27 protein-coding genes are annotated in these 23,898 nt (G+C 68.4%); 13 read left to right on the top strand and 14 right to left on the bottom strand.

The genetic code is table 11. The features are described 5' to 3' along the window. Window positions 1-32 precede the first annotated feature (32 nt). The 3 genes from QZ670_RS17580 to QZ670_RS17570 are packed head-to-tail and all read left to right on the top strand — an operon-like array spanning window position 33 to window position 1,635. Complete coding sequence (locus QZ670_RS17580) at window positions 33-437, top strand: metallopeptidase family protein (RefSeq protein WP_294257783.1); 405 nt, start codon at window positions 33-35, stop codon at window positions 435-437. After that, entirely contained in the window at window positions 434-1,003 is a 570-nt protein-coding gene (gene ccmA, locus QZ670_RS17575) for a heme ABC exporter ATP-binding protein CcmA (RefSeq protein WP_294257780.1), read from the top strand. The genes QZ670_RS17580 and ccmA overlap by 4 nt, the downstream gene beginning before the upstream one ends. Beyond that, window positions 1,000-1,635 (top strand): heme exporter protein CcmB, encoded by a 636-nt coding sequence (locus QZ670_RS17570; RefSeq protein WP_294257777.1) that lies wholly within the window; start codon window positions 1,000-1,002, stop codon window positions 1,633-1,635. Before ccmA ends, QZ670_RS17570 begins: the two co-directional genes overlap by 4 nt. A 143-nt stretch (window positions 1,636-1,778) precedes the next feature. Here QZ670_RS17570 and pyk read toward each other — a convergent pair whose 3' ends face one another. Continuing rightward, window positions 1,779-3,248, bottom strand: coding sequence for a pyruvate kinase (gene pyk / locus QZ670_RS17565; RefSeq protein WP_294257774.1), 1,470 nt, complete (start codon window positions 3,246-3,248; stop codon window positions 1,779-1,781). A gap of 72 nt (window positions 3,249-3,320) precedes the next feature. On the opposite strand from pyk, the gene QZ670_RS17560 reads away from it, so the two are divergent. From QZ670_RS17560 to ruvC, 5 genes are all read left to right on the top strand, one after another. After that, the gene (locus QZ670_RS17560) at window positions 3,321-3,695 is read left to right on the top strand and encodes a DUF1244 domain-containing protein (RefSeq protein ID WP_294257771.1); all 375 of its coding nucleotides are present in this window, start codon (window positions 3,321-3,323) and stop codon (window positions 3,693-3,695) included. A gap of 39 nt (window positions 3,696-3,734) precedes the next feature. Next, entirely contained in the window at window positions 3,735-5,060 is a 1,326-nt protein-coding gene (locus tag QZ670_RS17555; protein WP_294257768.1) for an amidohydrolase family protein, read from the top strand. Window positions 5,061-5,186: 126 nt separating this feature from the next. Continuing rightward, complete coding sequence (locus QZ670_RS17550) at window positions 5,187-5,423, top strand: DUF2312 domain-containing protein (protein ID WP_010543233.1); 237 nt, start codon at window positions 5,187-5,189, stop codon at window positions 5,421-5,423. A gap of 83 nt (window positions 5,424-5,506) precedes the next feature. Next, entirely contained in the window at window positions 5,507-6,250 is a 744-nt protein-coding gene (locus QZ670_RS17545; RefSeq protein ID WP_294257760.1) for a YebC/PmpR family DNA-binding transcriptional regulator, read from the top strand. Window positions 6,251-6,389: 139 nt separating this feature from the next. After that, entirely contained in the window at window positions 6,390-6,881 is a 492-nt protein-coding gene (ruvC, locus tag QZ670_RS17540) for a crossover junction endodeoxyribonuclease RuvC (protein WP_294257757.1), read from the top strand. Between the two features lie 233 nt (window positions 6,882-7,114). Here ruvC and sdhA read toward each other — a convergent pair whose 3' ends face one another. Genes sdhA through sdhC form a run of 3 tightly spaced genes read right to left on the bottom strand, consistent with a single transcriptional unit; the run spans window position 7,115 to window position 9,724 of the window. Further along, the gene (gene sdhA / locus QZ670_RS17535) at window positions 7,115-8,917 is read right to left on the bottom strand and encodes a succinate dehydrogenase flavoprotein subunit (protein ID WP_294257754.1); all 1,803 of its coding nucleotides are present in this window, start codon (window positions 8,915-8,917) and stop codon (window positions 7,115-7,117) included. Then, the gene (gene sdhD / locus QZ670_RS17530; protein WP_294257751.1) at window positions 8,917-9,309 is read right to left on the bottom strand and encodes a succinate dehydrogenase, hydrophobic membrane anchor protein; all 393 of its coding nucleotides are present in this window, start codon (window positions 9,307-9,309) and stop codon (window positions 8,917-8,919) included. Before sdhD ends, sdhA begins: the two co-directional genes overlap by 1 nt. Beyond that, complete coding sequence (sdhC, locus tag QZ670_RS17525; protein ID WP_141988574.1) at window positions 9,302-9,724, bottom strand: succinate dehydrogenase, cytochrome b556 subunit; 423 nt, start codon at window positions 9,722-9,724, stop codon at window positions 9,302-9,304. Before sdhC ends, sdhD begins: the two co-directional genes overlap by 8 nt. Window positions 9,725-9,979: 255 nt before the next feature. On the opposite strand from sdhC, the gene QZ670_RS17520 reads away from it, so the two are divergent. Both QZ670_RS17520 and QZ670_RS17515 read left to right on the top strand, forming a co-directional pair. Further along, complete coding sequence (locus tag QZ670_RS17520) at window positions 9,980-11,305, top strand: methyl-accepting chemotaxis protein (RefSeq protein WP_294257980.1); 1,326 nt, start codon at window positions 9,980-9,982, stop codon at window positions 11,303-11,305. Further along, a complete protein-coding gene (locus tag QZ670_RS17515; RefSeq protein ID WP_294257740.1) occupies window positions 11,305-12,672 on the top strand; it encodes a methyl-accepting chemotaxis protein in 1,368 nt (455 codons plus the stop codon). Before QZ670_RS17520 ends, QZ670_RS17515 begins: the two co-directional genes overlap by 1 nt. Here the strand turns inward: QZ670_RS17515 and QZ670_RS17510 are convergent. Then, a complete protein-coding gene (locus QZ670_RS17510; protein WP_294257738.1) occupies window positions 12,669-13,151 on the bottom strand; it encodes a hypothetical protein in 483 nt (160 codons plus the stop codon). The two genes, QZ670_RS17515 and QZ670_RS17510, sit on opposite strands and share 4 nt — an antisense overlap. 158 nt (window positions 13,152-13,309) lie before the next feature. Between QZ670_RS17510 and QZ670_RS17505 the strand changes: the two genes are divergently transcribed. The 3 genes from QZ670_RS17505 to QZ670_RS17495 are packed head-to-tail and all read left to right on the top strand — an operon-like array spanning window position 13,310 to window position 15,689. Beyond that, the gene (locus QZ670_RS17505; RefSeq protein ID WP_294257736.1) at window positions 13,310-14,002 is read left to right on the top strand and encodes a DUF2490 domain-containing protein; all 693 of its coding nucleotides are present in this window, start codon (window positions 13,310-13,312) and stop codon (window positions 14,000-14,002) included. A gap of 51 nt (window positions 14,003-14,053) precedes the next feature. After that, window positions 14,054-14,758: an SDR family oxidoreductase gene (locus QZ670_RS17500; RefSeq protein ID WP_294257733.1), complete on the top strand. Its 705-nt coding sequence runs from the start codon at window positions 14,054-14,056 to the stop codon at window positions 14,756-14,758. Next, entirely contained in the window at window positions 14,748-15,689 is a 942-nt protein-coding gene (locus QZ670_RS17495; RefSeq protein ID WP_294257731.1) for a 50S ribosomal protein L11 methyltransferase, read from the top strand. The genes QZ670_RS17500 and QZ670_RS17495 overlap by 11 nt, the downstream gene beginning before the upstream one ends. Before the next feature lie 131 nt (window positions 15,690-15,820). Here the strand turns inward: QZ670_RS17495 and QZ670_RS17490 are convergent, their stop codons facing one another. From QZ670_RS17490 to QZ670_RS17450, 9 genes are all read right to left on the bottom strand, one after another. Next, window positions 15,821-16,504 (bottom strand): HAD hydrolase-like protein, encoded by a 684-nt coding sequence (locus QZ670_RS17490; protein WP_294257729.1) that lies wholly within the window; start codon window positions 16,502-16,504, stop codon window positions 15,821-15,823. After that, window positions 16,479-17,468: a cation diffusion facilitator family transporter gene (locus QZ670_RS17485; protein WP_294257728.1), complete on the bottom strand. Its 990-nt coding sequence runs from the start codon at window positions 17,466-17,468 to the stop codon at window positions 16,479-16,481. Before QZ670_RS17485 ends, QZ670_RS17490 begins: the two co-directional genes overlap by 26 nt. 180 nt (window positions 17,469-17,648) lie before the next feature. Beyond that, window positions 17,649-18,143, bottom strand: a complete 495-nt coding sequence (locus QZ670_RS17480; RefSeq protein ID WP_294257725.1) for an EF-hand domain-containing protein — start codon at window positions 18,141-18,143, stop codon at window positions 17,649-17,651. Window positions 18,144-18,153: 10 nt separating this feature from the next. Beyond that, entirely contained in the window at window positions 18,154-19,185 is a 1,032-nt protein-coding gene (gene queA / locus QZ670_RS17475) for a tRNA preQ1(34) S-adenosylmethionine ribosyltransferase-isomerase QueA (protein ID WP_294257722.1), read from the bottom strand. Window positions 19,186-19,198: 13 nt separating this feature from the next. Then, window positions 19,199-19,987, bottom strand: a complete 789-nt coding sequence (locus tag QZ670_RS17470) for a peptidylprolyl isomerase (RefSeq protein WP_294257719.1) — start codon at window positions 19,985-19,987, stop codon at window positions 19,199-19,201. A gap of 85 nt (window positions 19,988-20,072) precedes the next feature. Continuing rightward, complete coding sequence (gene coaD, locus QZ670_RS17465; protein ID WP_294257716.1) at window positions 20,073-20,582, bottom strand: pantetheine-phosphate adenylyltransferase; 510 nt, start codon at window positions 20,580-20,582, stop codon at window positions 20,073-20,075. Window positions 20,583-20,602: 20 nt separating this feature from the next. Continuing rightward, window positions 20,603-21,502 carry a polyprenyl synthetase family protein gene (locus tag QZ670_RS17460; protein WP_294257714.1) on the bottom strand — a complete coding sequence of 300 codons (900 nt, stop codon included), beginning with the start codon at window positions 21,500-21,502 and terminating at the stop codon, window positions 20,603-20,605. Between the two features lie 12 nt (window positions 21,503-21,514). Beyond that, window positions 21,515-21,760, bottom strand: coding sequence for an exodeoxyribonuclease VII small subunit (locus QZ670_RS17455; protein WP_294257710.1), 246 nt, complete (start codon window positions 21,758-21,760; stop codon window positions 21,515-21,517). A 54-nt stretch (window positions 21,761-21,814) separates the two neighbouring features. Further along, on the bottom strand, window positions 21,815-23,857 hold the full coding sequence (locus tag QZ670_RS17450; protein WP_294257707.1) for a S9 family peptidase: 2,043 nt from the start codon (window positions 23,855-23,857) through the stop codon (window positions 21,815-21,817). Window positions 23,858-23,898 lie beyond the last annotated feature (41 nt).

The raw sequence follows: 23,898 nt of genomic DNA, 5'->3' as shown, positions 1-23,898 counted from the left end.
CGGTATCTGCTCAACCGCCTATGCATTCGGCCATGCCGGAGCAAGCGCCAACCTTCGCCCCCGATGCCGCCCTGATCGAGCGCCTCGCCCGCGCCGCGCTGGCGCGCATCCCCGCGCCCTTCCAGCCGCACCTCGCCGACGTGGTGCTGCTGGTCGAAGAGTTCGCTGACGACGAGACGCTTGACGCGCTCGGCATCGACGATCCGTTCGGCTTGAGCGGCCTCTACCATGGTCAGCCGATCGGCGAGAAATCGGCATTCGATTCGGGCGGTCTGCCCGATCGCATCCATCTCTATCGCCGCGCCATCCTCGACGAATGGGTGGAGAGCGGAGAATCGCTCGAACGGCTGGTCCACCATGTCGTGGTCCACGAGGTCGGCCACCATTTCGGCCTGTCCGACGACGACATGCACGCGCTGGAAGACGCCGCCGATTGACCCCCGGCCTTGCCTTTGACGCCGTGACCTGCCTGCGCGGGGGGCGGATCCTGTTCGAGGAGCTGTCCTTCGCGCTCGCGCCCGGCGAGGCCGGGCTGGTGCTCGGGCCCAACGGCGTCGGCAAGTCGAGCCTGATCCGCATCGCTGCGGGGCTGCTCGCGCCGCTCGGTGGGCAGGTGACGGGGGAGGGCGCGCGGGCGCTGCTCAGCGAGACCGCGGCGCTGGATGCGGAACGGACATTGGCCGGTGCACTCGGTTTCTGGGCGGGGCTCGACGGTCGAGCGGACGCGGTCGACGAAGCGCTCAAGGCTGTGGGGCTGGCCGACATCGCCGATGTGCCGGTGCGGCTGCTCTCGACCGGCCAGCGGCGGCGCGCGGCCTTCGCGCGGGTGCTGGCGAGCGCGGCGCCGACGTGGCTGCTCGACGAACCCGCCAACGGGCTCGACCTGACCTCGATCGCGATGCTGGAAGCGCGGATCGCGGCGCATCGCGCAGGCGGCGGCATCGTGCTGGTCGCGACGCACCAGCCGATCGCGCTGCCGGACGCGCAGGAGATCGCGCTGTGATCGCGCTCGTGTGGCGCGAACTGCGGCGGGCATGGAGCAGCGGCGGGCTGGTGCTGCCGATCGCCTTCTTCCTCCTCGTCGCGATTCTGTTTCCCTTCGCGGTGGGGCCCGACGGACGGCTGCTGGCACGCATCGGCGGCGGGGTGATCTGGGCGGCGGCGCTGCTCGCCTCGCTGCTGCCAGTCGAGCGGCTGGTGACGCCCGATGCCGAGAGCGGGGTGCTCGATCAGCTGGTGGTGCGGGGCTATTCCGATAGCGGCATCGCGGCGGCGAAGATGCTCGGACACTGGCTGGGCTTTGGCCCCGCGCTGCTCGCCGCGACCTGCGTGGCGGCGGCGTTGCTGCACGTGCCCGGTACGGCGCTGGGAACGATCCTGCTTGGGCTGGCGATCGGCACGCCAGGTCTCGCGGCGCTGGGCGTGGCGACGGCGGCCCTGGTGGCGGGGTTGCGCGGGGCGGGCGCGCTGGCGGGGCTGGTGATGCTGCCCTTCGCGGTGCCGCTGCTGATCTTCGGTGCCGGTGCCACTGGCGGCGAGCCCGGCGCGATCAAGCTGCTCGCGGCGATAAGCTTGCTCTTGGTGGCAGGATGCCCCTTCGTCGCCGGTGCGGCGATACGGATGGGGCGGGGGTAGTCCCCCAATCCTCCCCCGCCAGGGGGAGGTGTCAGGCGGAGCCTGACGGAGGGGGAGGATGTCGAACCGCTAGTTGGTCGCGGACCTCCCCTTCTGTCGCGCGGCGCGCGCCACCTCCCCCTGGAGGGGGAAGATTGCAGGGCTCAGTTCCCTTCCGGACCCGTGTAGCTGGTCAGCTCGTCGCCGAGCAGCGTCACCACGTGGAGCACGTTGGTCGAACCCGGCGTCTTGAACGGCACGCCGGCGCAGACGATCACCCGGTCGCCGGCCTTGGCGAGGCCGTGGCGCAGCGCCATGCGCTTGGCCTTGGCGACCATTTCCTCGAACGAATCGACGTCGCGGGTGTTCACCGCATGGGTGCCCCAGAGCAGGCCCAGGCGGCGCGCGGTTTCGCGCTCGGGGGTCAGCACCAGGATCGGCACCAGCGGCCGCTCGCGGGCGATGCGGCGTGCGGTCGAGCCCGAGCTGGTGAAGCAGATGATCGCCGAGGCCGACACCGTCGCCGCGATGTTCTTCGCCGCTTCGGCCAGTGCGTCGGCGGTCGTCGGATCGGGCTTGGTGACGGTGAAGTGGACGCGGTCGCCATGCGCGGGATCGCGCTCCACCGCATCGGCGATCGAGTTCATCATCGACACCGATTCGATCGGCCACTTGCCCGCAGCGCTTTCGGCCGAGAGCATGATCGCGTCGGCGCCGTCATAGACCGCGGTCGCCACGTCCGAGACTTCGGCGCGCGTGGGCGAGGGGCTCTCGATCATCGATTCAAGCATCTGCGTCGCGACGATCACCGGGCGGCCCAGGCGGCGCGCCGATTCGACAATGCGCTTCTGCAGCGGTGGCACGGTCTGCGGCGGCAGCTCGACTCCGAGATCGCCGCGGGCCACCATCACGCCGTCGCACTGCTCGAGGATTTCCTCGAGGCGGGCAATGGCGCTCGGCTTCTCGATCTTGGCGAGCAGGGCCGCCTTGCCGCCGATCAGGCGGCGGGCTTCCATCAGATCCTCCGGACGCTGGACGAAGCTGAGCGCGATCCAGTCGGCACCCTGCTCCACCGCGAAGCTGAGGTCGCTGCGGTCCTTCTCGGTGAGCGCGGCGAGCGGCAGCACCATGTCGGGCACGTTGAGGCCCTTGTTGTTCGACAAGGGGCCGCCGACTTCGACGATCGTGGTCAGCCGGTCCGGCGCCACGTCGGTCACGCGCAACACCAGCTTGCCGTCGTCGAGCAGCAGCCGCGCATCGGCATGCGCGGCTTCGAAGATCTCGCGGTGCGGCAGCTCGACGCGGGTGGCGTCGCCGGGCGTGGGATCACGGTCGAGCGTGAACTGGTGGCCGGTGACCAGCATCACCTTGCCCTCGGCGAACTTGCCGACGCGCAGCTTCGGCCCCTGAAGGTCGGCCAGGATCGTGGTCGGGCGACCCGTGGTCGCCTCCATCGCGCGGATCGCCTCGAACAGCGGGATCTTCGAGGCCTGGTCGCCATGGCTCATATTGATGCGGAACGCATCGGCGCCGGCGCGGAACAGCTTCTCGATCATTTCGGGGGACGCGCTGGCGGGTCCCAAAGTTGCCAGGACGCGCACCTTGCGCGAGCGGGGGGAGATCGCCTGTGTCATCGTTGTCTTCCTCGGCTTGTGCGTGCCCGCCTCTAGCCCCAAATGCGTTAACATCAACTCCGGAGGTGCCGAATGGATGAACTTGATCGCCTGGACGACGCAACAGCGGCCAAAGCGTTCCGCCGGCTGGTGCGCCATCTGCGCCACCGGCACGATGCCCAGAACATTGATCTGATGGGGCTTTCGGGCTTCTGCCGGAACTGCCTGGGCGACTGGATCCACGAAGCCGACCCCAGCATCGCCAAGGCCGATGCCCGCCGAATCGTCTATGGGATGGAGCAATCCGAGTGGAAGGCGAAGTACCAGAGCGAGGCGAGCCCTGAGCAATTGGCGCGGATGGAAGAGAGCCTGAAGAAGAACGAGGGCCGCGACGCGGAGCTCGACGAGGCGCTTGACGAGAGCTTCCCGGCCAGTGATCCTCCCAGCATGACCGACCCCCACGCCTGAGGCGGGCCTGAATCGGGGGCGCGACAGGGGGAGACGGGAATGAAGACGTTGTTGCTGGCCACGCTGGCCTGTTCCGTGGCCGTTCCCGCCCTTGCCCAGTCTTCCTCCAGGGTCACCTATGTCCAGGCCGGGCGGTTGCTGGACAAGCCCGGCCAGGCGCCGCGCGGCAATAGCACCCTGATCCTGCGCGACGGCAAGGTCGCCGAGGTGCGCGACGGCTTCGTCGTGCCCGAGGCAGGGGCGACCCTGGTCGACCTGCGCGACAAGTTCGTGCTGCCAGGGCTGATCGACCTGCACGTCCACCTCTTCTCCGAGGGCGACCCGGTGAAGGAGCGGATGAACGCGCTCACCGAGGACGAGGCGGACGAATTCGTCATCGGCATCGAGGATGCTCGGCGCGACCTGGAAGCGGGTTTCACCACCGTCCGCGATCTGGGCAGCAACCCGCGTGCGATCCGGGCGCTGCGCGATGCGGTGGAGCGCGGCGCGATCGCGGGGCCGCGAATCGTCAATGCCGGGCGGATGATCTCGGTCTCGGGCGGGCATGGCGACGGCACCAACGGGCTCGCGGAGGAATTCGCCGAGGCAGTGGCGCACCGCCAGATCAACACCTGCGACGGCGCCGACGATTGCCGCCGCGCGGTCCGCCAGCAGATCGGGCTCGGCGCGCAGGTGATCAAGTTCGCCGCGACCGGCGGCGTGCTCTCCAACGTCGCGGGCGGCCTGGGCAAGCAGATGTCCGACGAGGAGATGAAGGCGATCGTCGAGACGGCGCATGCCTTCGGTCGCCGCGTCGCGGTCCACGCCCATGCGGCGGAGGGCGTGCGCGGGGCGGTGGAGGCGGGGGCCGATTCGATCGAGCATGGCAGCTTTCTGGACGACGCCACCATCGCCGCGATGAAGGCGCACGGCACCTGGCTGGTGCCGACGATGATCGCCCCGGTCACCGCGCTCGCCAATGCCCGCGCCGGTAAGCTCCCGCCTGCGACGATCCCCAAGGCCGAAGCGGCGGCCGCTGCTGCAGCGGCAAGCCACGCCAAGGCGATCAAGGCGGGGGTGAAGGTTGCCTTCGGCACCGATACCGGCGTGTCGCGCCACGGCGAGAATGCCAAGGAATTCGCGCTGCTCGTCCGCGCCGGCCTCACCCCGGCGGGCGCGATTCGCGCGGCGACGCTGGATGCCGCCGATGCGCTCGGCCGCAAGGACCAGCTCGGCTCGCTGGAACCGGGCAAGGCGGCGGACCTGATCGCGGTGGCCGGCGATCCGCTGCAGGACGTGACGGTGCTGGAGCATGTCGACACGGTGGTGCGCGCCGGCGTGGTGCACAAGCTGGGCGGCAAGCGGCAGGTCTTCCCGCAGGACTAAGGTTGAGCGGAAGCGCCGGCTGGCGTACAGGGCCCGCTGGATTCCATTCCCTTCGGGCGATCCGACCTGCGCGACTCCCGCGCGGCGTGCCTCGTCCGATCCCATGCTTCAGGAGCTAGAACACCCATGTCCGACAATATTTCCGCCGAGCAGCTCCGCCTCCTGATCGAGCGTGTCGAGCGTCTCGAAGAGGAGAAGAAGGGCATCGCCGACGACATCAAGGACGTCTATGCCGAAGCCAAGTCGACCGGCTTCGACGTGAAGACGATGCGCACCATCGTCCGCCTGCGGAAGATGGAAAAGCATCACCGCGAAGAGGCCGAGATGCTGCTCGAAACCTACAAGCAGGCGCTGGGCATCTGAGCCCCGCGATGGCGCTCGCCGGCCAACCGCGCTAAGGCGAGCGCTTTCCACCTTCTCCAGACCGCAGGCAGTTCGGGTTCACCATGGCAGGCCATTCCAAATTCAAGAACATCATGCACCGCAAGGGCGCGCAGGATAAGAAGCGCTCGGCGATGTTCTCCAAGCTCAGCCGCGAAATCACCGTGGCGGCAAAGATGGGTCTGCCGGACCCGGACATGAACCCGCGCCTGCGCGCCGCGATCAACGCCGCCAAGGCGCAGTCGATGCCCAAGGACAATATCCAGCGCGCGATCGACAAGGCGAGCAAGGGCGAGGGCGATAACTACGAAGAGATCCGCTACGAGGGCTTCGGCCCGGCGGGCGTGTCGCTGATCATCGAGGCGCTGACCGACAATCGCAACCGCACCGCCACGAATGTGCGCACCGCGGTGTCGAAGAACGGCGGCAACCTGGGCACCGCCGGCTCGGTGAGCCACGGCTTCGATCGTCTGGGCCTGATCTCCTACCCGGCGAGCGCCGGCGACGCCGAGAAGGTGTTCGAGGCGGCGCTGGAAGCGGGCGCCGAGGACGTGACCAGCAGCGAGGACGGCCACGAGATCTGGACCGCGCAGGGCGACCTGCACGAAGTCGCGAAGGCGCTGGAGCCGGTGCTCGGCGAATCCGAGGGCGCCAAGCTCGCCTGGCGGCCGCAGACCATGGTGACCGTGGGCGCCGACGACGCCACGACGCTGTTCAAGCTGCTCGACGCGCTGGATGATGACGACGACGTCCAGACCGTGTGGGGGAATTACGAGATCCCGGACGACGTGATGGAGAAGCTGGGTTGATCTTCTCGCTCCTCCCCGGAACGGGGAGGGGGACCGCCGCGAAGCGGTGGTGGAGGGGGGCTTCCCCAAGGTACTCGCTGGTGGAGAGCCCCCTCCACCAGCCTTCGGCTGGTCCCCCTCCCCGTGCCGGGGACGATCTGTGATCATCCTTGGCCTCGATCCCGGCCTGGGGACCACCGGCTGGGGGCTGATCCGGGCAGAGGGGAACCGGCTCGGCCATGTCGCGCATGGCAAGCTGGTCACCGACACCAAGGCCTCGCTCCCGCGCCGTCTTGCCCATCTCGATGCGATGCTCGCTGCGCTGATCGCCGATCATGCGCCCGAGGCGGCGGCGGTCGAGGAAGTGTTCGTCAATTCCAACGCGCAGTCGACGCTCAAGCTCGGCCAGGCGCGCGGGGTGGTGCTATGCGCCGCCGCGCGGGTGGGGATTGATGTGGGCGAGTACAAGCCGAGCACGGTCAAGAAGTCCGTTGTCGGCGTGGGCAATGCCGACAAGGAGCAGGTCCATGCGATGGTCTCGCGGCTGCTGCCGGGGGTGAAGATCGTCGGGGCCGATGCGGCGGACGCGCTCGCGGTGGCGATCTGCCATGCGCACCATCTGGCGAGTGCGCGGTTCGGGGTGCTGCGGTAGTTCCCGCTACCCTCCGTCACCCTCACCCTCCCACTGCCTTCGGCAGCGGGCCCCTCCCTCTCCCGCAGGCGGGAGAGGGCATCTCAGTCCCTCTCCCGCCTGCGGGAGAGGGAGGGAGGCGCGATAGCGCCGGAAGGGTGAGGGTGCGTGGGGTTCAACCAGATGCCAACCCCAAACAAAAAGGCCGGAGCGTCCCCGCCCCGGCCATTCCGTAAACCCATCCGCTTAGCGGATCAGTATACCCGCTTCTTCGGCTTGATATACTCGATCGCGTCGGTGAGCGTATAGTCGTGCACCGGGCGATAATCGATCGCGGTCGCGCCGCCCTTGCCGCCCCAGCCGTCGAACGTCGCGATGGTGTGCTTCATCCAGCCGGCGTCGTCGCGCTCGGGGAAGTCCTCGTGCATATGGGCGCCGCGGCTTTCCTTGCGGTTGATCGCGCTGCGGATCGTCACCATCGCCTGGCCGAGCAGATTGTCCAGCTCCAGCGTCTCGACGAGATCGGTGTTCCAGATCAGCGAGCGATCGCTGACATGCACGTCCTCCAGGCCCTTGTAGACCTGCTCCATGTGGGTCACGCCCTCGGCCATCAGCTCCTCGGTGCGGAACACGGCGCAGTGGCGCTGCATCGTCTTCTGCATGTCGGCACGCAGCTGCGAGGTGCGGGTGCCGCCGTTCGCGTTGCGGAAATGGTCGAGGCGACCCAGCGCCAGCGCTTCCGAATCCTTCGGCAGCGGGTGGTGCGGGGTGTTGGGCTTCAGGATGTCGACGATCCGCTTGCCGGTCGCGCGACCGAACACCACGAGGTCGATCAGCGAGTTGGAGCCGAGGCGGTTGGCGCCGTGCACCGACACGCAGGCCGCTTCGCCGACCGCGAACAGGCCGGGGACCACCGCATCCGGGTTGCCGTCCTTCAGATGGACGACTTCGCCGTGATAGTTGGTCGGGATGCCGCCCATATTGTAGTGGACGGTCGGGACCACCGGCAGCGGCTGGCGGGTGAGATCGACGCCGGCGAAGACCTTGCCGGTCTCGGTGATGCCGGGCAGGCGCTCGGCCAGGATCTTCGGGTCGATATGGTTCAGGTGAAGGTAGATATGGTCCTTCTCCTTGCCCACGCCGCGGCCCTCGCGGATCTCCATCGCCATCGAGCGCGACACGACGTCGCGGCTGGCGAGATCCTTGGCGGACGGCGCATAGCGCTCCATGAAGCGCTCACCCTCGGAGTTGGTGAGATAGCCGCCTTCGCCGCGCGCACCCTCGGTGATCAGCACGCCCGCGCCGTAGATGCCGGTCGGGTGGAACTGGACGAACTCCATGTCCTGCAGCGGCAGGCCGGCGCGGAGCACCATCGCGTTGCCGTCGCCGGTGCAGGTGTGCGCCGAGGTGGCCGACTGGTAGACGCGGCCATAGCCGCCCGTCGCCAGCACCACCGCATGGCTGCGGAAGCGGTGGATCGAACCGTCTTCCATGCACAGCGCGATCACGCCGCGGCACTCGCCATTTTCCATGATCAGATCGAGCGCGAAATATTCGATGAAGAAGTCCGCGTCGTACTTCAGGCTCTGCTGGTACAGCGTGTGCAGCATCGCATGGCCGGTACGGTCGGCCGCGGCGCAGGTGCGCTGCGCGGGCGGACCTTCGCCCATGTTCTGCATCATGCCGCCGAACGGGCGCTGATAGATCTTGCCCTCGTCGGTGCGGCTGAACGGCATGCCGGCATGCTCGAGCTCGTACACCGCGGCCGGGGCCTCGCGGGTCAGATACTCGATCGCGTCCTGGTCGCCGAGCCAGTCGGAGCCCTTGACGGTGTCGTACATGTGCCAGGTCCAGTGGTCCGGACCCATGTTGCCGAGGCTGGCGGCGATGCCGCCCTGTGCCGCCACCGTGTGGCTGCGCGTCGGGAACACCTTGGTGATGCAGGCGGTCTTGAGACCCGACTGCGCCACTTCCATCACCGCACGGAGGCCCGAGCCGCCCGCGCCGACGACGACGGTGTCATAGATATGGTCGATGATCTTGTAGGCGGCGGGCATCAGGCAGCCACTCCAACGGAGGTGAAGGCGATCTTCAGGATCGAGAAGATCGCGAGCACGCGGACGGTGATCGTGAAATATTCGAGCAGGACGATCAGCACGAAGCGCGTCTCGTTGTGCTGATAATCCTCGATCACGACCTGCAGGCCGTGACGGAAGTGGAAGGTGACGCTGAGCACCAGGAGGATCAGTGGCACGGCGACCAGCGGCTGGGCGATCCAGGCCTGCATCGTCGCATAGTCATAGGCCGGCAGCAGGGCGATCGAGACGATCAGCCACAGCACCAGCAGCAGGTTCGACCCCGCCGAGACCTTGTGCTTCCACCATTCGCCCGCGCCTTCATGCGCCGAGCCGAGGCCGCGGACGCGACCGAGCTGGGTTCCGTTACCCATTGGCCTTCTCCAGAAGCACGACCCAGAAGATCGCGGTGGCGAGGATGCTGACCGCGAAGGTGGTGAGCGCGGTGCGCTTGTTCGCGCGCAGCTCGAAATTCGCGCCGGCGTCGAGGAACAGGTGGCGCACGCCCGAGGCCATGTGCTGGAAGAAGGACAGGCTCATCCCGATCCCGACGATATAGCCGAGGATGTTGAGCTTGCCGTTCGACAGCGTGAACACGTCGAGGAACGTCGCATAGGCATCGGGGCCATAAGCGAGCGCGACCAGCCACCAGACGAACAGCCCGGTGCCGACGGTCGCCATGCCGGAGCCGGTGGCGCGGTGGAGGATCGAGACCGCCATGTGCGGCCCCCAGGTATAGATGCCGAGATGCGGCGACAGCGGTCGTGCCGTGTTGCGGACGTTGGCCAACGATAAATCCTTTCGGTCGACGCGGGCTTCCTTAATCCCGCCAGACGAGGATGCAAGACGGATTGCCCTTAGGTTCAGCCGGGCGGTGGGCGCAAGATGTTGCGGAGTCGCCATCGCATACCCGCTCCTAACCGGCTCTTAACCACTGTAGCCACATAGGTTGCGGTCGATGCGGCCGAAGCCCGGCCGCCGACCGGGGATGAGACGTAGGTGAGCGATTCGGTTTCCACCCAGGCGCTGGCGGCGGCCGGCACGATGAGCGCGCGGATCGACGTGGCGGCGCGGCTGCACGTCTTCGATTTCGAAGGCTCGCTCCAGCAATCGAGTCGCGAATGCTGGGAGATTCTGGAACCCGAGATCGAGGCGGTCTCGGCGGCCTATTGGCACCAATGGGTCCGCTGCTTCCCCGAGGAGCGCGATTGGGCACCCTCGGACACCGCGAAGATGATCGACGTGGGCGTGGTGTTCCTGCGCAGCCGATTCCTCGAGACCACCACCAAGACCTGGATCGAGTCGATCGAGCGTTCGGTTGCCGCCGCATATGAAAAGGGCGTGCCGCCAATGGCGCTGCTCTCGATGATCAGCGCAAGCGACCGGGCCGCGCTGGAAGTGCTGATCCGGCGGGTGGGCGGCACCGATCCGCGGCTGCCGGTGTTGGTCGACACGCTGATGCGGCTGTCGGCGCTCGAGGCGGACATCACGGTCGAGATCTACAACATGTATCGTGAGCACAGCGCCCAGGTGGCGCGCGACCGGCTGGCCACCGAGTTCCACAATTCGATCGGTGCGACCGTCGAGCAGGCGTCGCGCGGCGGCGAGGAACTGCGCGGGCAGGCGGTGCACACCTCCGCTTCCGCACGCGGCATGCTCGGCAAGGCGAGCGAGGTCGCGGCCGCGGCGGAACAGTCGGCGGTGGCGATGCGCGAAGCGGCGATGACCGCTGCCGGGCTGATCCGCGCGATCGAGGACGCCCGCACCGAAGTCGAAGCGGCGGCGGCGATCGCCACCCGCGCGAGCGGCCAGGCAAGCGAGGCGGTGGGAATGAGCGAGATGCTGTCCGACCATGCCAAGTCGATCGAATCGATCCTGGGGCTGATCCGCGACATCGCCGGACAGACCAATCTGCTCGCGCTGAATGCCACGATCGAGGCGGCGCGCGCCGGCGATGCCGGCCGCGGTTTCGCGGTGGTGGCGCAGGAAGTGAAGAGCCTCGCCAGCCAGACCGCGCGGGCGACCGACGACATCGCCGCCAAGATCGCCGCGATCCAGTCGGCCACGCGCTCGACGGTGGAGACCAACGCCTCGATCCGGGCGACCGTCTCCGAAGTCCAGGAAAGCGCCAACCGCATTCGCACCGCGATGGAGGTGCAGGCGCAGACCGTGACCGCGATCACCGCGGCAGTGGATGAAACTGCGCTGGCGGCGGACTCGATGTCGGCGACGATCAGTGCGATCCGCGCCGATACCGAGGCAGTTGCCTCCGAGATCGACCGGGTGGGGCAGGGGTTTGCTACGCTCGACGAGCAGCTCGGCACGCTGAAGGGCAGCGCCGGCGAGTTTGTCGCCAAGGTTGCGGCGTGATGGAGGCGGCAACGGCGGTCAGCCGCAAGCCCGGCCAGTGGAGCGGCGGCGTCCGCGGGTTCGATGACTGGTGCCGTGACTATGACTGGGACGACACGCTGGTCGCCGCCTGTGGCGAAGTCGCGGACCTGCTGGAGCATGCCTGGGAAGGCATCGCGCGCAGCTGCCAGCGACACGTTCTCGGTACCCAGGCCGGCCAGCGGATGCGCAGCCGGATCGATACCGAAGGCTATGTCATCGATGGCGTGGCATTCCTGCGCACCCGCTACCGCCAGCCGCTGGGCGCGCAATGGGCCGAGATCATCTGCGCTTATGCGCAGGACAGCTATGCGCACGGCATCCCGCTGCCGGTGCTGTTCGGCCATTTCGCCTATGCCCATAGCCACACGATCACGGCGCTGCAGGCGGTGCTGGGCGACGATATGGCCCGGTTCGCGCGGCTGTGCGACGCGATCCAGCGCATCGGCATGGCCGAAGTCGACCTGATGACCAGCCATCTCGGCGCGCGCGATGCCGAGTCGGTGCACGACGAGCGCCGCGCCCGCTCGGACCAGTTCCGCGCAAGCATCGCCGAATCGATCGAAGGCGCGACGATGCTCGGCAACCGCATCCGGGTGCAGGCGCAGGGCGCCTCCAGCGCGGCGCGCGGGATGCTCGGCAAGGCCAGCGAGGTCGCTGCCGCTGCCGAGCAGTCGGCCGTGGCGATGCGCGAGGCCGCCATGACCGCCGCCGGGCTGATCCGCGCGATCGAGGATGCCCGCACCGAAGTCGAGGCGGCGGCCGGCATCGCCACCCGCGCCTCCGGTCAAGCAAGCGAGGCGGTCGGGATGAGCGAGATGCTTTCCGACCACGCCAAGTCGATCGAATCGATTCTCGGGCTGATCCGCGACATCGCCGGGCAAACCAATCTCCTCGCGCTCAACGCGACGATCGAGGCGGCGCGGGCAGGGGATGCCGGCCGCGGCTTCGCGGTGGTCGCACAGGAAGTGAAGAGCCTCGCCAGCCAGACCGCGCGCGCCACCGACGACATCGCCGCAAAGATCGCCGCGATCCAGTCGGCGACACGTTCGACGGTGGAAACCAACGCCTCGATCCGCGCGACGGTGTCCGAAGTCCAGGAAAGCGCCGACCGCATCCGCACTGCGATGGAAGTGCAGGCGCAGACCGTCACCGCGATCACCGCCGCCGTCGACGAGACCGCGCTTGCGGCGGACTCGATGTCCGCCACGATCGGTGCGATCCGCGAGGATACCAAGAGCGTTACCAGCGAGATCGACACGCTCCAGCACGACGTGACAGAAGTCGACGACCGGCTGAACCAGCTGCGTGCGGCGGCGGAGGATTTCTCGACCTCGGTGGCGACCTAGGCGCGACGCCCGTCTTTCGCAGGCGAGCAGCCGCTAAGGTCGAAAAAGTCCTTCCAGTCGAACACTCGGTCGCCGGCGCCCGCGGCGTTCGGGAACAGCATGTGCGCCGGCGCGGGGTCTCCCCTGCGCGGCACGCGGTCGATCAGGTTGTAGTCGGCATCGAAGCCGAGATACTGTCGGTTGCCCTGCGGCCGCGGCCCGCCATCCGGATCGGGCGGACGCCAGTCGGGGGCGGTGACGTCTTCGGTCGAGGCGATGTTTTGAAGGCCGTCGGTACCGCCCTGCCAGGGTAGCCACCAGAAGGTCTCCTGCGTGCTACGCCGGTGGACGGCAAGCGCGATGCCGCTCGGCCAGTCCGAACCGCTGTCCACCGGGCGATACGCGGCAGTCCAGTCGGGGTGGTGGCGCAGCACGTAGCGCGCCCGCTCCACTGGGCAGGGGGCGGTGGCGGCAGCGGCAAGCAGGATCAGACCAAGCATCGTCTTCGTCCTTCGATTCTCTTCCCGATGGTACGCGCCGCAGGGGTATCCACAAGGGACCAGGTGCTGCGTGATCTGCCGAATTCAGGCCCCGCCGCCGGCCGACGATGCACAGGCTCGGCTTGATCGCCCGGCGGCGCTTGTGCCATCGCCTGCCGATGATCCGCCATCTTCCCTGCGCCGCGCTTCTGCTGCTGCTCCTCGGCGCTGAGCCTGCGCGGGCCCAGCAGGAGGATCGGCAGGCCTGGGAACAGCTCAACGTCGTGGTGCCGATGACCAAGCAGGTCCGCGTCACGCTCGAGCAGATCGCCCGCACCAGCGATCGCCAGGACGGCATCTACACCACCGAATACGGCGCGCTGCTCGGCTGGCAGGTCGCCAGGGGTGTCGAGATCGGCGTCGGCTATCGCCGGGTGGGCTTTCACAGCGCCAACCTCGCGCCCGACGAGGACCGCATCCGCCAGCAGATCGTGTTCAACCGCGGGCGCCTGGCCGGCCGCTTCCGCATCGATGAGCGGTTCAGCACCGTCGGCAGCGGCATCGGCGTGCGGATCCGGCCGCTGCTCCGTTATAATTTCCCGCTGGGCCGGCCCCGGCTCGCGCTGTTTGCCAGCCATGAAAGCTTTCTGCTGCCCAACAGCACCAGCTGGGGCCAGCGCGCAGGCTATGAGCGGATGCGCAACCTGCTCGGCGTTGCGGTGCCGCTTGGCAAGGCGCTGAATGCCGATATCGGCTATCTCAACCAGTATCGCTTCGGGCGCGGCGGAGCGCGGCCGCAGATGGACCATGCGCTGAGCGTGCAGCTGACGGTCAATCTCGGCGCGCTCGGCGTGGCAGTGCTGCACGACTGAAGCCCGCGTGGCGGGGTGACGCGCCCCCGCGCCCGCGCTAGGGCGGTCCCCATGAAGACCCATATTCTCCTCACCGGCAGCAGCCGGGGCATCGGCGCGGCGACCGCGGCGCTGCTGGGCGACGACGCCCGCGTGACGCTCGTCGGCCAGGGCACGCGCAGCGGCATTCCCGCCGACTTCACCGATCCCGCCGCGCCCCAGCAGCTCTGGCAGCAGGCACTCGACGCGCTTGACGGCCGGATCGACGTGCTGATCAACAATGCCGGCATCTTCGAAGCCAATCCGCTCGACGCCGACCATGACGACTGGGTCGAAGGCTGGGAGCGCACGATGCGCGTCAACCTCACCGCCTCGGCTGAACTCTGCCGGCTGGCAGTGCGCCACTGGCAGGAACGCAAGAGCGGCGGGCGGATCGTCAACGTCGCCAGCCGCGCCGCCTATCGCGGCGACAGCCCGGCGCACTGGCACTATGCCGCCTCCAAGGCGGGCATGGTCGGCATGACCAAGTCGATCGCGCGCGGCTATGCGGGGGAGGGCATCCTTGCCTTCGCGATCTGCCCCGGCTTCACCATGACCGGCATGGCCGAGGACTATCTGGCGAGCCGCGGCGGCGACAAGCTGCTGGCGGATATCCCGCTCGGCCGCGTCGCAAGTCCCGAGGAGGTCGCCGCCATCGCCAAATTCTGCGCGCTCGATGCGCCCCCCTCGATGACCGGCGCGGTGCTCGACGCCAATGGAGCCAGCTATGTCCGCTGAGATCGACAGCTGGAAGGTCAGCCTGCCCTGCACCCGCGCCGAGGCCGAGGCGATCGACGCGGGCACGATCGAGATCGACGCGGTGCTGATGACCACCGAGACGGTGGAGGACGATGTCGAGCATTGGCGGCTCGACGCCTATCTGGAGCACGAGCCCGACGCGGCGATGCTCGCCATGCTCAAGGCGCTGGTGCCGAGCGCAGCGGGAATCGAGCCCGAGGTTGAGGCGCTGACCGCGCAGGACTGGGTGACGCTGAGCCAGGAAGGGCTGGAGCCGATCCGCGAAGGACGCTTCGTCGTCCACACCAGCGCGCATCCGGTGGAAGCACCGGCAGGCGGCCGCGCGTTCCTGATCGATGCGGGCCGCGCCTTCGGCACCGGGCATCATGCGACGACCTCGGGCTGTCTGGCGATGCTCGACGGGCTTTCGGCCCGGCAGTTCGCCAATATCATCGATGTCGGCACCGGCACCGGGCTGCTTGCCTTTGCCGGCGCACACCTCTGGCCGGAGGCCAAGGTGATGGCGACGGACATCGATCCGGCTGCCGTGGACGTGACGCGCGAGAATGCGGTCGCGAACGGGATCGAGGGCGTCGACTTGATCGTGGCGGACGGCGCGCTCTCCGATGCGATCACCGCCAAGGCCCCCTACGATCTCGTCATCGCCAACATCCTGGCGGGGCCTTTGGTCTCGATGGCGCCTGAGCTTGCCGCCATCGCCGCGCCCAATGCGACAATCGTGCTCGCCGGGCTGCTGGAGACGCAGCGCGCGCAGGTGGTGGAAGCCTTCGAGGCGTGCGGCTGCACGCTGGAAGCGATCGACCGCCGCGGCGACTGGACGATCCTGCGGCTTGCCGCCGGCGCGACCCGCTATGTGCCGGTCACGCCGCCCGACCCCAAGGGCCGCGACGGCTGGGCGCTGGATATTTGAGCTAGCCCGATCCTCATGTCCGTCATTCCGGCGAAAGCCGGAATCCATTGGCGCTCCGTTTTCGAAGGAGCCGAGGCGCACTGGCGAATGGATCCCGGCTTCCGCCGGGATGACGGCTCAACCGGTGGTATTCAGCCTCGGTGCTGGCTGACGTAGCTGACGATGTCCTCGGGCGTGCGGAACACGGCATCGGGGGACATGCCGGTCAGCAGGTCCTCGGCGGCATAGCCCCACAGCACCGAACCCGCGCGCATGCCGACTTCACGGGCGGCATCCACGTCGCGGGTCTCGTCGCCGATCGCCAGCGCGGCGTGGGGCGCGACGCCCATCTTGTGCAGCACCCGGCGAAACTTGGGCGCCTTGCCGAACAGCGAGGAGCCGCAGGCGAAATAATGGATCTTGGCGGCGTGGCGGGGCCCGAGGATCTTGCGGGCATTCTCCTCCGAATTGGAGGTGACCAGCGCCAGCTTCACGCCCATCTCGACGAGGCGATCGAGCAGATTGGGCGTGCCCGGGAATAGCTCGATCCGGTGCGCGTCGCGGCTGACCAGCTTGCGCACATAGCGGGCGATCCACGGCATCTTCCAGCGCGCGATGCCGAGAAAGTCGATCACCTCGCGCGAGCTCTTGCGGCGGAGCAGCTCCACCTCGTGCGGGGCGATCTTGCGGAAGCGGAAGCGTTCGGCGAGGTCGTTGGCGACCGAGACGAACCAGTCGCCGCTGTCGGACAGCGTGCCGTCGAAATCGAAGATGACGAGGTCCAGCGGGCGGGCCGCCGGGGCACTCGTGTCAACCATGTCCGCTACCAGGTCCATGCATCCGGCACTCCGCCCCGTTGCCCAACTCTATCTGTACCGTACTGTGCTCGATCCGGAAATCATGCGCGAGCCGATCCTGAAGATGAAGTAGAAATGCGTCACCTGGATGACCATCGGGCATGACGAGATGGGCGGTGAGTGCGGCTTCGGTGGTACTCATCGGCCAGACATGGAGATCGTGGACGCGGGTAACGCCCGGCTGGGCGAGCAGTGTCTGCTCCACCGCCTCCAGGTCGATCCGGTCGGGCACGGCCTGCAGCGCCATGGTGAGCGATTCGCGCAGCAGCCCCCAGGTGCCGACCAGGATCACGATGACGACCACGAGGCTGATCGCCGGGTCGATCCAGCGCAGCCCGGTCCACCAGATCAGCGCGCCGGCAACGACCACCGCCGCGGACACGGCGGCATCGGCGGCCATGTGGAGATAGGCGCCGCGGACATTGATGTCGTGCTCGCGTCCGCGGGCGAAGAGCAGCGCGGTGCCGAGATTCACGGCGATGCCCGCGCCCGCCACCAGCATCACCGGGATCGGCGCCACGGCGGGCGGATCGGCGAAGCGCTGGATCGTCTCGAGCAGGATGGCGCCGACGGCGATCAGCAGCAGCAGGGCATTGGCCAGTGCGGCGAGGATCGACGAGGCGCCTAGGCCATAAGTGAAGCGCGGCGTCGCCGGCCGCTTGCCGAGCTCCGCGCCCACCCAGGCGATCAGCAGGCCGAGTACGTCGGAGAGATTGTGGCCGGCGTCGGCGAGCAGTGCCATCGAGTTGGTCCAGAGCCCGGCGCCGCCCTCGATCAGCACGAAGGCGATGTTGAGCGCCGTCCCGATCGCGAAGGCACGGCCGAAATCGGCCGGCGCGTGGCTGTGTCCGAGGCCGTGACCATGGCTGTGGCCGTGCCCGTGCCCGTGGCTATGCTCGTGTGCGTGGCCATGGTGTTGGCCGTGTGCGTGATTTCCCGACATGTGGCGCGATCCTAGCGGGCGTCCCCCATGTGATGCTAGCGCATTGCGGCGAAAGTGTTTCGGCAGCCGTGCCCCTGCGAAAGCAGGGGCCCAGGGTCACGTGCGACGTCCTATCCTACCCGGGGCCCCTGCTTTCGCAGGGGCACGGCGGACGCAACTCGCTTCTTCCGACGACGCGGTTCAGCGGCGCTTGCGCTTGCCGTCCATAGGATTGAACGCGGGCGGACGGATCGTCACCAGCTCGCTGCGCTCGATCACGCCGTCCTTGTTCTTGTCGAACCGCGTCCAGATCAGTGCGAAGCGATCCTGAAATTCGGCCCAGCTGACCTTGTTGTCGCCGTCCCGGTCCATCTCGAACGGGCTTGGCAGGGTGTTGCGATCGCCCATCCAGCGCAGCGACCAGTCCGAATAGGCGATATAGCCGAGGCTGCCGGTGTGGCCGGTGTCGGCGCTGTCGAAGCTGCGCTTCAGCCCTGCATCGAACTCGGCGCGGGTAACCCGCGCGTCGCCGTCGCTGTCGAACCCGGCGATCAGCAGCGCGACCGGCTCGGCGATCACCGTCGCCTGGGGCTGCGCGCCGGGCGCGTTGACCGTGATCGCGTCGTGCGCGGGACGTTGCTGCGCGGCGGCGGGCAGGGCGGCGGTGCAGGCGGCGAGCAGCAGGAACAGGCGCATCGAAATCCCTCTAGCGGGGGGGCAGCAACAGGCTCGAATCCCCATAGCTGTAGAAGCGATAGCCGGTTTCGATCGCATGGGCATAGGCCGCCTGCATGCGATCCAGCCCCATCAGCGCGGAGACCAGCATGAACAGCGTCGAGCGCGGCAGATGGAAGTTGGTCACCAGCCCGTCGACGCCCTTGAAGCGATAGCCCGGCGTGATGAAGATCGCGGTGTCGCCCTCGAAGGGCTGGATCACGCGGTGCTCGTCCGCCGCGCTCTCCAGCAGGCGCAGGCTGGTGGTGCCCACCGCGATGATGCGGTTGCCCGCGGCGCGCACCGCGTTGAGCCGATCGGCGACCTCTGGGGTGATGCGGCCCCATTCGGCGTGCATCTTGTGGTCCGCCGTATCCTCGGCCTTGACCGGCAGGAAGGTGCCCGCGCCGACGTGCAGCGTGAGCGTGGTGTGACCGATTCCGGCGGCTTCCAGCGAGGCCATCAGTTCGGGCGTGAAGTGCAGCGCGGCCGTGGGCGCGGCGACGGCGCCGGGCTCGGCGGCGAACATCGTCTGGTAATCGTCGGCGTCGCGTTCGTCGGTCGGCCGCTTCGAGGCGATGTAGGGCGGCAGCGGCATGCGGCCGCAGCGCTCCAGCAGCAGCTCGACCGGCTCGTCGCCCTGGAAGTCGAGTGCGAAGCTGCCGTCCTCGGCGCGGTCCGAGGCGATGGCTATTGCATCGGGGCCGAAGTCGATCGCATCGCCGTCGCGCAGACGCTTGGCGTTGCGGATGAAGGCACGCCAGCGGCGCGGCCCCTCGCGCTTGTGCAGGGTCGCGCCGATCCGGGCCTCACCGCGCGTGCCTTCCAGCTGGGCGGGGATCACGCGGGTGTCGTTGAACACCAGGCAATCGCCCGGGCGGAGCTGCTGGCCAAGATCGCGGACGATCGCGTCGCGCGTCTCCGGCCCGTCGAGCACCAGCAGGCGCGCGGAGTCGCGCGGGGCAGCGGGGCGCAGCGCGATCCGCTCGTTCGGCAGCTCGAAATCGAAAAGGTCGACGTTCACGGTTGGCAGTCGATCACTTCTTCTTCGGTGCCGGCTTCTTCGCGGCAGGCGCCGGCTTGGCCGCCGGGGCGGCCGGACCCACCGGGATCAGCGTCGGGCCGGCCGCCGCCGGAGTGGCGGGCGCCAGCGGCTGATAGGGCGGGGGATTGTCCGATTCGATATAGGCGTGGATGATCACGGTCGGGTGCTGCGGCGGCTCGCCGCGCTCGATCTTGTCGACCCACTCCATGCCCGAGGTGACGCGGCCGAACACGGTATAGTCGTGGTCGAACGCCAGCTTGGGCTGCATCATGATGAAGAACTGGCTGTTCGCGCTGTTCTCGGCCTCGGTCTTCTGCTCGGCCGTCGCATTGTCCGGAGCGCCGCGGCGGGCGGCCGAGACGGTGCCGCGGACGTGCGGCAGCGAGCTGAACTCGGCGGGCACGTTGGGCAGGTCCGAATCGCCGGTGCCGTCGCCCTTGGGATCGCCGCCCTGGGCGATGTTGTAGGGATCGTCGACCACGCGGTGGAAGGTCAGGCCGTCATAGAAGTGGCGGCGGGTCAGCGTCTTGATCCGCTCGACCATTTTGGGCGCGACGTCCGGACGCAGCCGGATCAGCACGCGGCCGCCGGTCGACAGGTCCAGCACCCAGGTGTTCTCCGGGTCGGCGGGAACCAGCACGGCGGGGCGGGTGTTCACATCGGCATTGACGCCCTTGAACGGTTCGATGACGGGCTTCGGCTTGCCCCCGCCGCCCTGGGCCAGCGCCGGCACGGCGAACAGCGTGGCGGCCATGGCGGCCATCGTGGCTAGGAAACGCATCGAACTTCCCACTCGTTTTCTGGTGAATGCGCGCCTCTACCGCAATCGCCGGGCAGCGCAAAGCCCGGTGCGCGTCGGCGTCACGTTAGTTGCTGCCCTTGCGCCCGAGCAGCTCGACCCGGGCCGCGACATCGGCCTCCACCGCCTCGGTAACGAAGCGGTGGATCGGGCCGCCATAGACGGCGATTTCCTTCACCAGCCGGCTCGCGATCGGCTGGAGCGACACGTCGGCCATCAGGAAGACGGTCTCAATCCGGTCGTTGATCTGCTGGTTCATGCCAGCCATCTGGTACTCATACTCAAAGTCCGCCACGGCGCGGAGGCCGCGCACGATCACGCTGGCGCGCTCGCGCTCGGCAAAGTCCATCAGTAGCGAATCGAAGCTGACCACCTCGATGGTGCCGGGCAGGCCTTCCACCTCGCGGCGGACCATCGCCATCCGCTCCTCAACGGTGAACATCGGCGACTTGGACGGATTGGTGGTCACCCCGATCACCAGCCGGTCGACCAGCTTCGCGCCGCGGCGGATGATGTCCATGTGGCCGCGGGTGATCGGATCGAAGGTGCCGGGATAGACCCCGATACGGCTGTGCATGCGGCGTCTCCCCCCGGTCCTTACCGGTCGCGTTCGAGCGTGAAGCGCGCCACGTCGCGCAGCAGATCGGCCTCGGGGCCGAAGGCGTGGAGATGGGCGATGGCCTGGTCGACCAGCATGCGCGCCTGTTCGCGCGCGCGATCGATGCCGAGCAGCGACAGGAAGGTCTCCTTGCCAGCCGCGCCGTCCTTGCCGAGCTTCTTGCCGACCAGCGCCTCGTCGCCCTCGGCATCGAGAATGTCGTCGACGATCTGGAAGGCGAGCCCGATGTCGCGCGCATAGCCGCGAAGACCTGTGCGGCCCTCGTGCGGCACGCGGCCGAGGATCGCGCCGCATTCGACCGCACAACTGATCAGCGCGCCGGTCTTGAGCGCCTGCAGCCGGGTGACGGTGGCGAGATCGAAGCTCGCCTTTTCCGCCTCCAGATCCATCATCTGGCCGCCGGCCATGCCTGCGGGCCCCGAGGAGCGGGCGAGTTCGGAAATCAGCTCGACGCGGACGAACGGGTCGGCATGCGTGGCCTCATGCGCCAGCAGCTCGAAGGCGAGGTCGTGGAGGCAGTCGCCGGCGAGTATCGCCGTGGCCTCGTCGAACGCCTTGTGCACGGTGGGCTTGCCGCGGCGCAGATCGTCATCGTCCATCGCCGGCAGATCGTCATGGATCAGCGAATAGACATGGATACATTCCAGCGCGGTGGCGACGCGCGCGGCGCAGCTCTTGTCGACCGCGAAGAGCTGGGCGGTGGCGAACACCAGCAGCGGGCGCAGCCGCTTGCCGCCGCCGATCGCGGCGTGGCGCATCGCGCGGTACAGATCGGCGCGGGGATCGTCCGGCACCTCGAGCAGCCGGTCGAACTGGGCGTCGATCTCGGCCGCGACCTGGCGCAGCGCCGATTCGAGCGCGAGCGAGGCATGGGTCACGCTCGCCACGCCTCAGCCGGCCGCGAAGGGCGTGGTGCCGGCAGCGCGGCCATCGGCATCGGCGCGGATCGCCTCGATCCGCGACTGCGCCGCGTCGAGCCGCGCGGCGCATTGCCGGCGCAGCTGGTCGCCGCGCTCGTAGAGGTCGATCGCCTCCTGCAGGGCCGCTTCGCCGCTCTCCAGCCGGCTCACGATCTTCTCCAGTTCCTTCAGCGCCTCTTCGAAGGAGAGCGCCGTGATGTCTGCTTGGGTAGCCATGCGCTCGCTATGCGGCACGGCGGGGCCCGATGGCAACCGGGCCCCAACATGTATTTACTGGCCGGCGGGCTTGGCGCCCGTGCGGTAGCGATCGAACCAGGCGAGGATTGCCGCCGCCTTGGCCGCCGACTGGCTGGGCCGCGCAGCGATGCCGCCATGGCTGGCGCCGGGGACCTTCACCAGCGCGGTCGGCACGCCGCGGATCTGGAGCGCGGCATAGTACTGCTCCGACTCGCTCACCGGGGTGCGGTAATCCTCGCTGCCGACGACGACGAGCGTCGGCGTCTTGACGTTGCCGACCAGGCTCAGCGGCGAGCGGTTCCAATAGCTCATCGGATCCTCCCAGGGCTGCTTGGCGAACCAGTAGCGGGAGGTGAAACCGGTATTGTCCATAGTCAGCGCCTCGCTGATCCAGTTGATCACCGGCTTCTGCGTGGCGGCGGCCTTGAAGCGATCATTCTTGCCGACGATCCAAGCGGTGAGAACGCCGCCGCCCGATCCGCCGGTGACGAAGAGATTGTCGGGATCGGCGACGCCCGAGGCGATCGCGGCATCGACCGCGGCCATCAGGTCGCCGTAATCGTCGCCGGGATATTTCTTGTCGATCAGGTCGGCAAATTCCTCGCCGTACGAGGTGCTGCCGCGCGGATTGGCGTAGAGCACCGCATAGCCGTGCGCGGCATAGAGCTGATAGTCGGTCGAGAAGCCGGGGCCATAGGCGGTGTGCGGGCCGCCATGGATCTCCAGGATCGTCGGCACGCGGGTGCCGGGCTTCACGCCGGGCGGGGTGACCAGCCAGGCGTCGATCTTGCGGCCGTCGGGCGCGGTCACCGCCAGCGGGGTCACCGGGGCCAGCGTCTTGGCGGCCAGCACCGTGTCATTAAGATGGGTGAGCCGCTTGCCGTTCACATAGATGTCCGCCGGATGCAGCGCGTCGCCGCCGGTATAGGCGATGGTGCCGCTTGCCGACACGCTGAAGTCGCCGCCGGTATAGGGCCGATCAAGCCCGCCGCCGGTGAGCCCGGTCGCCACCGTGCTGACCTTGCCGTCGAGCCCGATGCGGGCGACCTGCTTGCGGCCATGATCGTCATAGGAGACGAACAGGCTGCGACCGTCCTTGGCCCAGACCGCGCTGTCGATGCTCTTGTCGAGCGCGGTGGTGAGCGCGCGGCTGCCGCTGCCGTCGCGGTTCATCACGTAGAGCTGGGTGTTCTGGAAGCTGCGATGCGTGTCGTCGAAGCCGAGATAGGCGATGCGGGTGCCGTCGGGGGAGAGCACCGGCGCCGCATCGGGGCCGTACCGCCTGGTGATCTGGGTCAGCGTGCCGGAAGCCACGTCGACTGCATAGATCTCGCTGTCGTTGGGCTCGCGCTCCCAATCCTGGCGGCGGTTGCTGCCGAAGAAGAGCGTGCGGCCGTCGTTCGACCATGCAAGCGGGCCGGCATCGTCGAACTTGCCGAAGGTCACTTGGCGCGGCGCGCCGCCGTCCGCCGAGACGACAAAGATGTGATCGGAGCCGGGCTTCAGATAACCGCCGCCATCGGCGCGGTAGGTGACGCGGTCGATCACCTCCAGCGGTTCGGCCCATTTGGCGCCTTCGGGCTTGGGCGGCTGGCTGCCGAGCTTCATGCCCTCGCCGGGCACCGTCATGGTGTAGGCAATCTGGGTGCCGTCCGGGGACCAGGCGATGCCCTGCGGGCTGTCCGGCAGGCCGGTGATCCGCGCGGTGGCGCCGGTCGCCATCCAGCGGACGAACAGCTGCGGTGCGCCGCCCTCGCCGGAGGAGACATAGGCGAGCCGGGTGCCGTCGGGCGACCAGCGCGGCTGGCTGTGCGATCCGGTGCCGGCAACCAGCGGCGTCTGCTGGCCGGTCTTCACGTCGACCAGCCAGATGCTCGCGCGGCCGCGATCGGTCATGATGTCGGCCGACTGGCGGACATAGGCGACCTTGGTGCCGTCCGGGCTGATCTGCGGATCGCTAGCCTGTTCGAGCGCGAACAGGTCGCTGCCGGTGAATAGGCGGGTGGGGCCGTCCTGTGCAAGAGCAGTAGTGGGCAAGGCGGTGCCGAGGAGCAGGGCGATGGCGGCGAGGCGCATGATATGAGGTTCCCCCGAATGTCGTGGCGGCAAAACTGCTT

This window comes from uncultured Sphingomonas sp., from assembly GCF_913774285.1.
Classification (GTDB): domain Bacteria; phylum Pseudomonadota; class Alphaproteobacteria; order Sphingomonadales; family Sphingomonadaceae; genus Sphingomonas.
The sequence above is the reverse complement of the archived record's forward strand: the minus strand, read 5'-3'. Positions and strand labels throughout refer to the sequence as shown.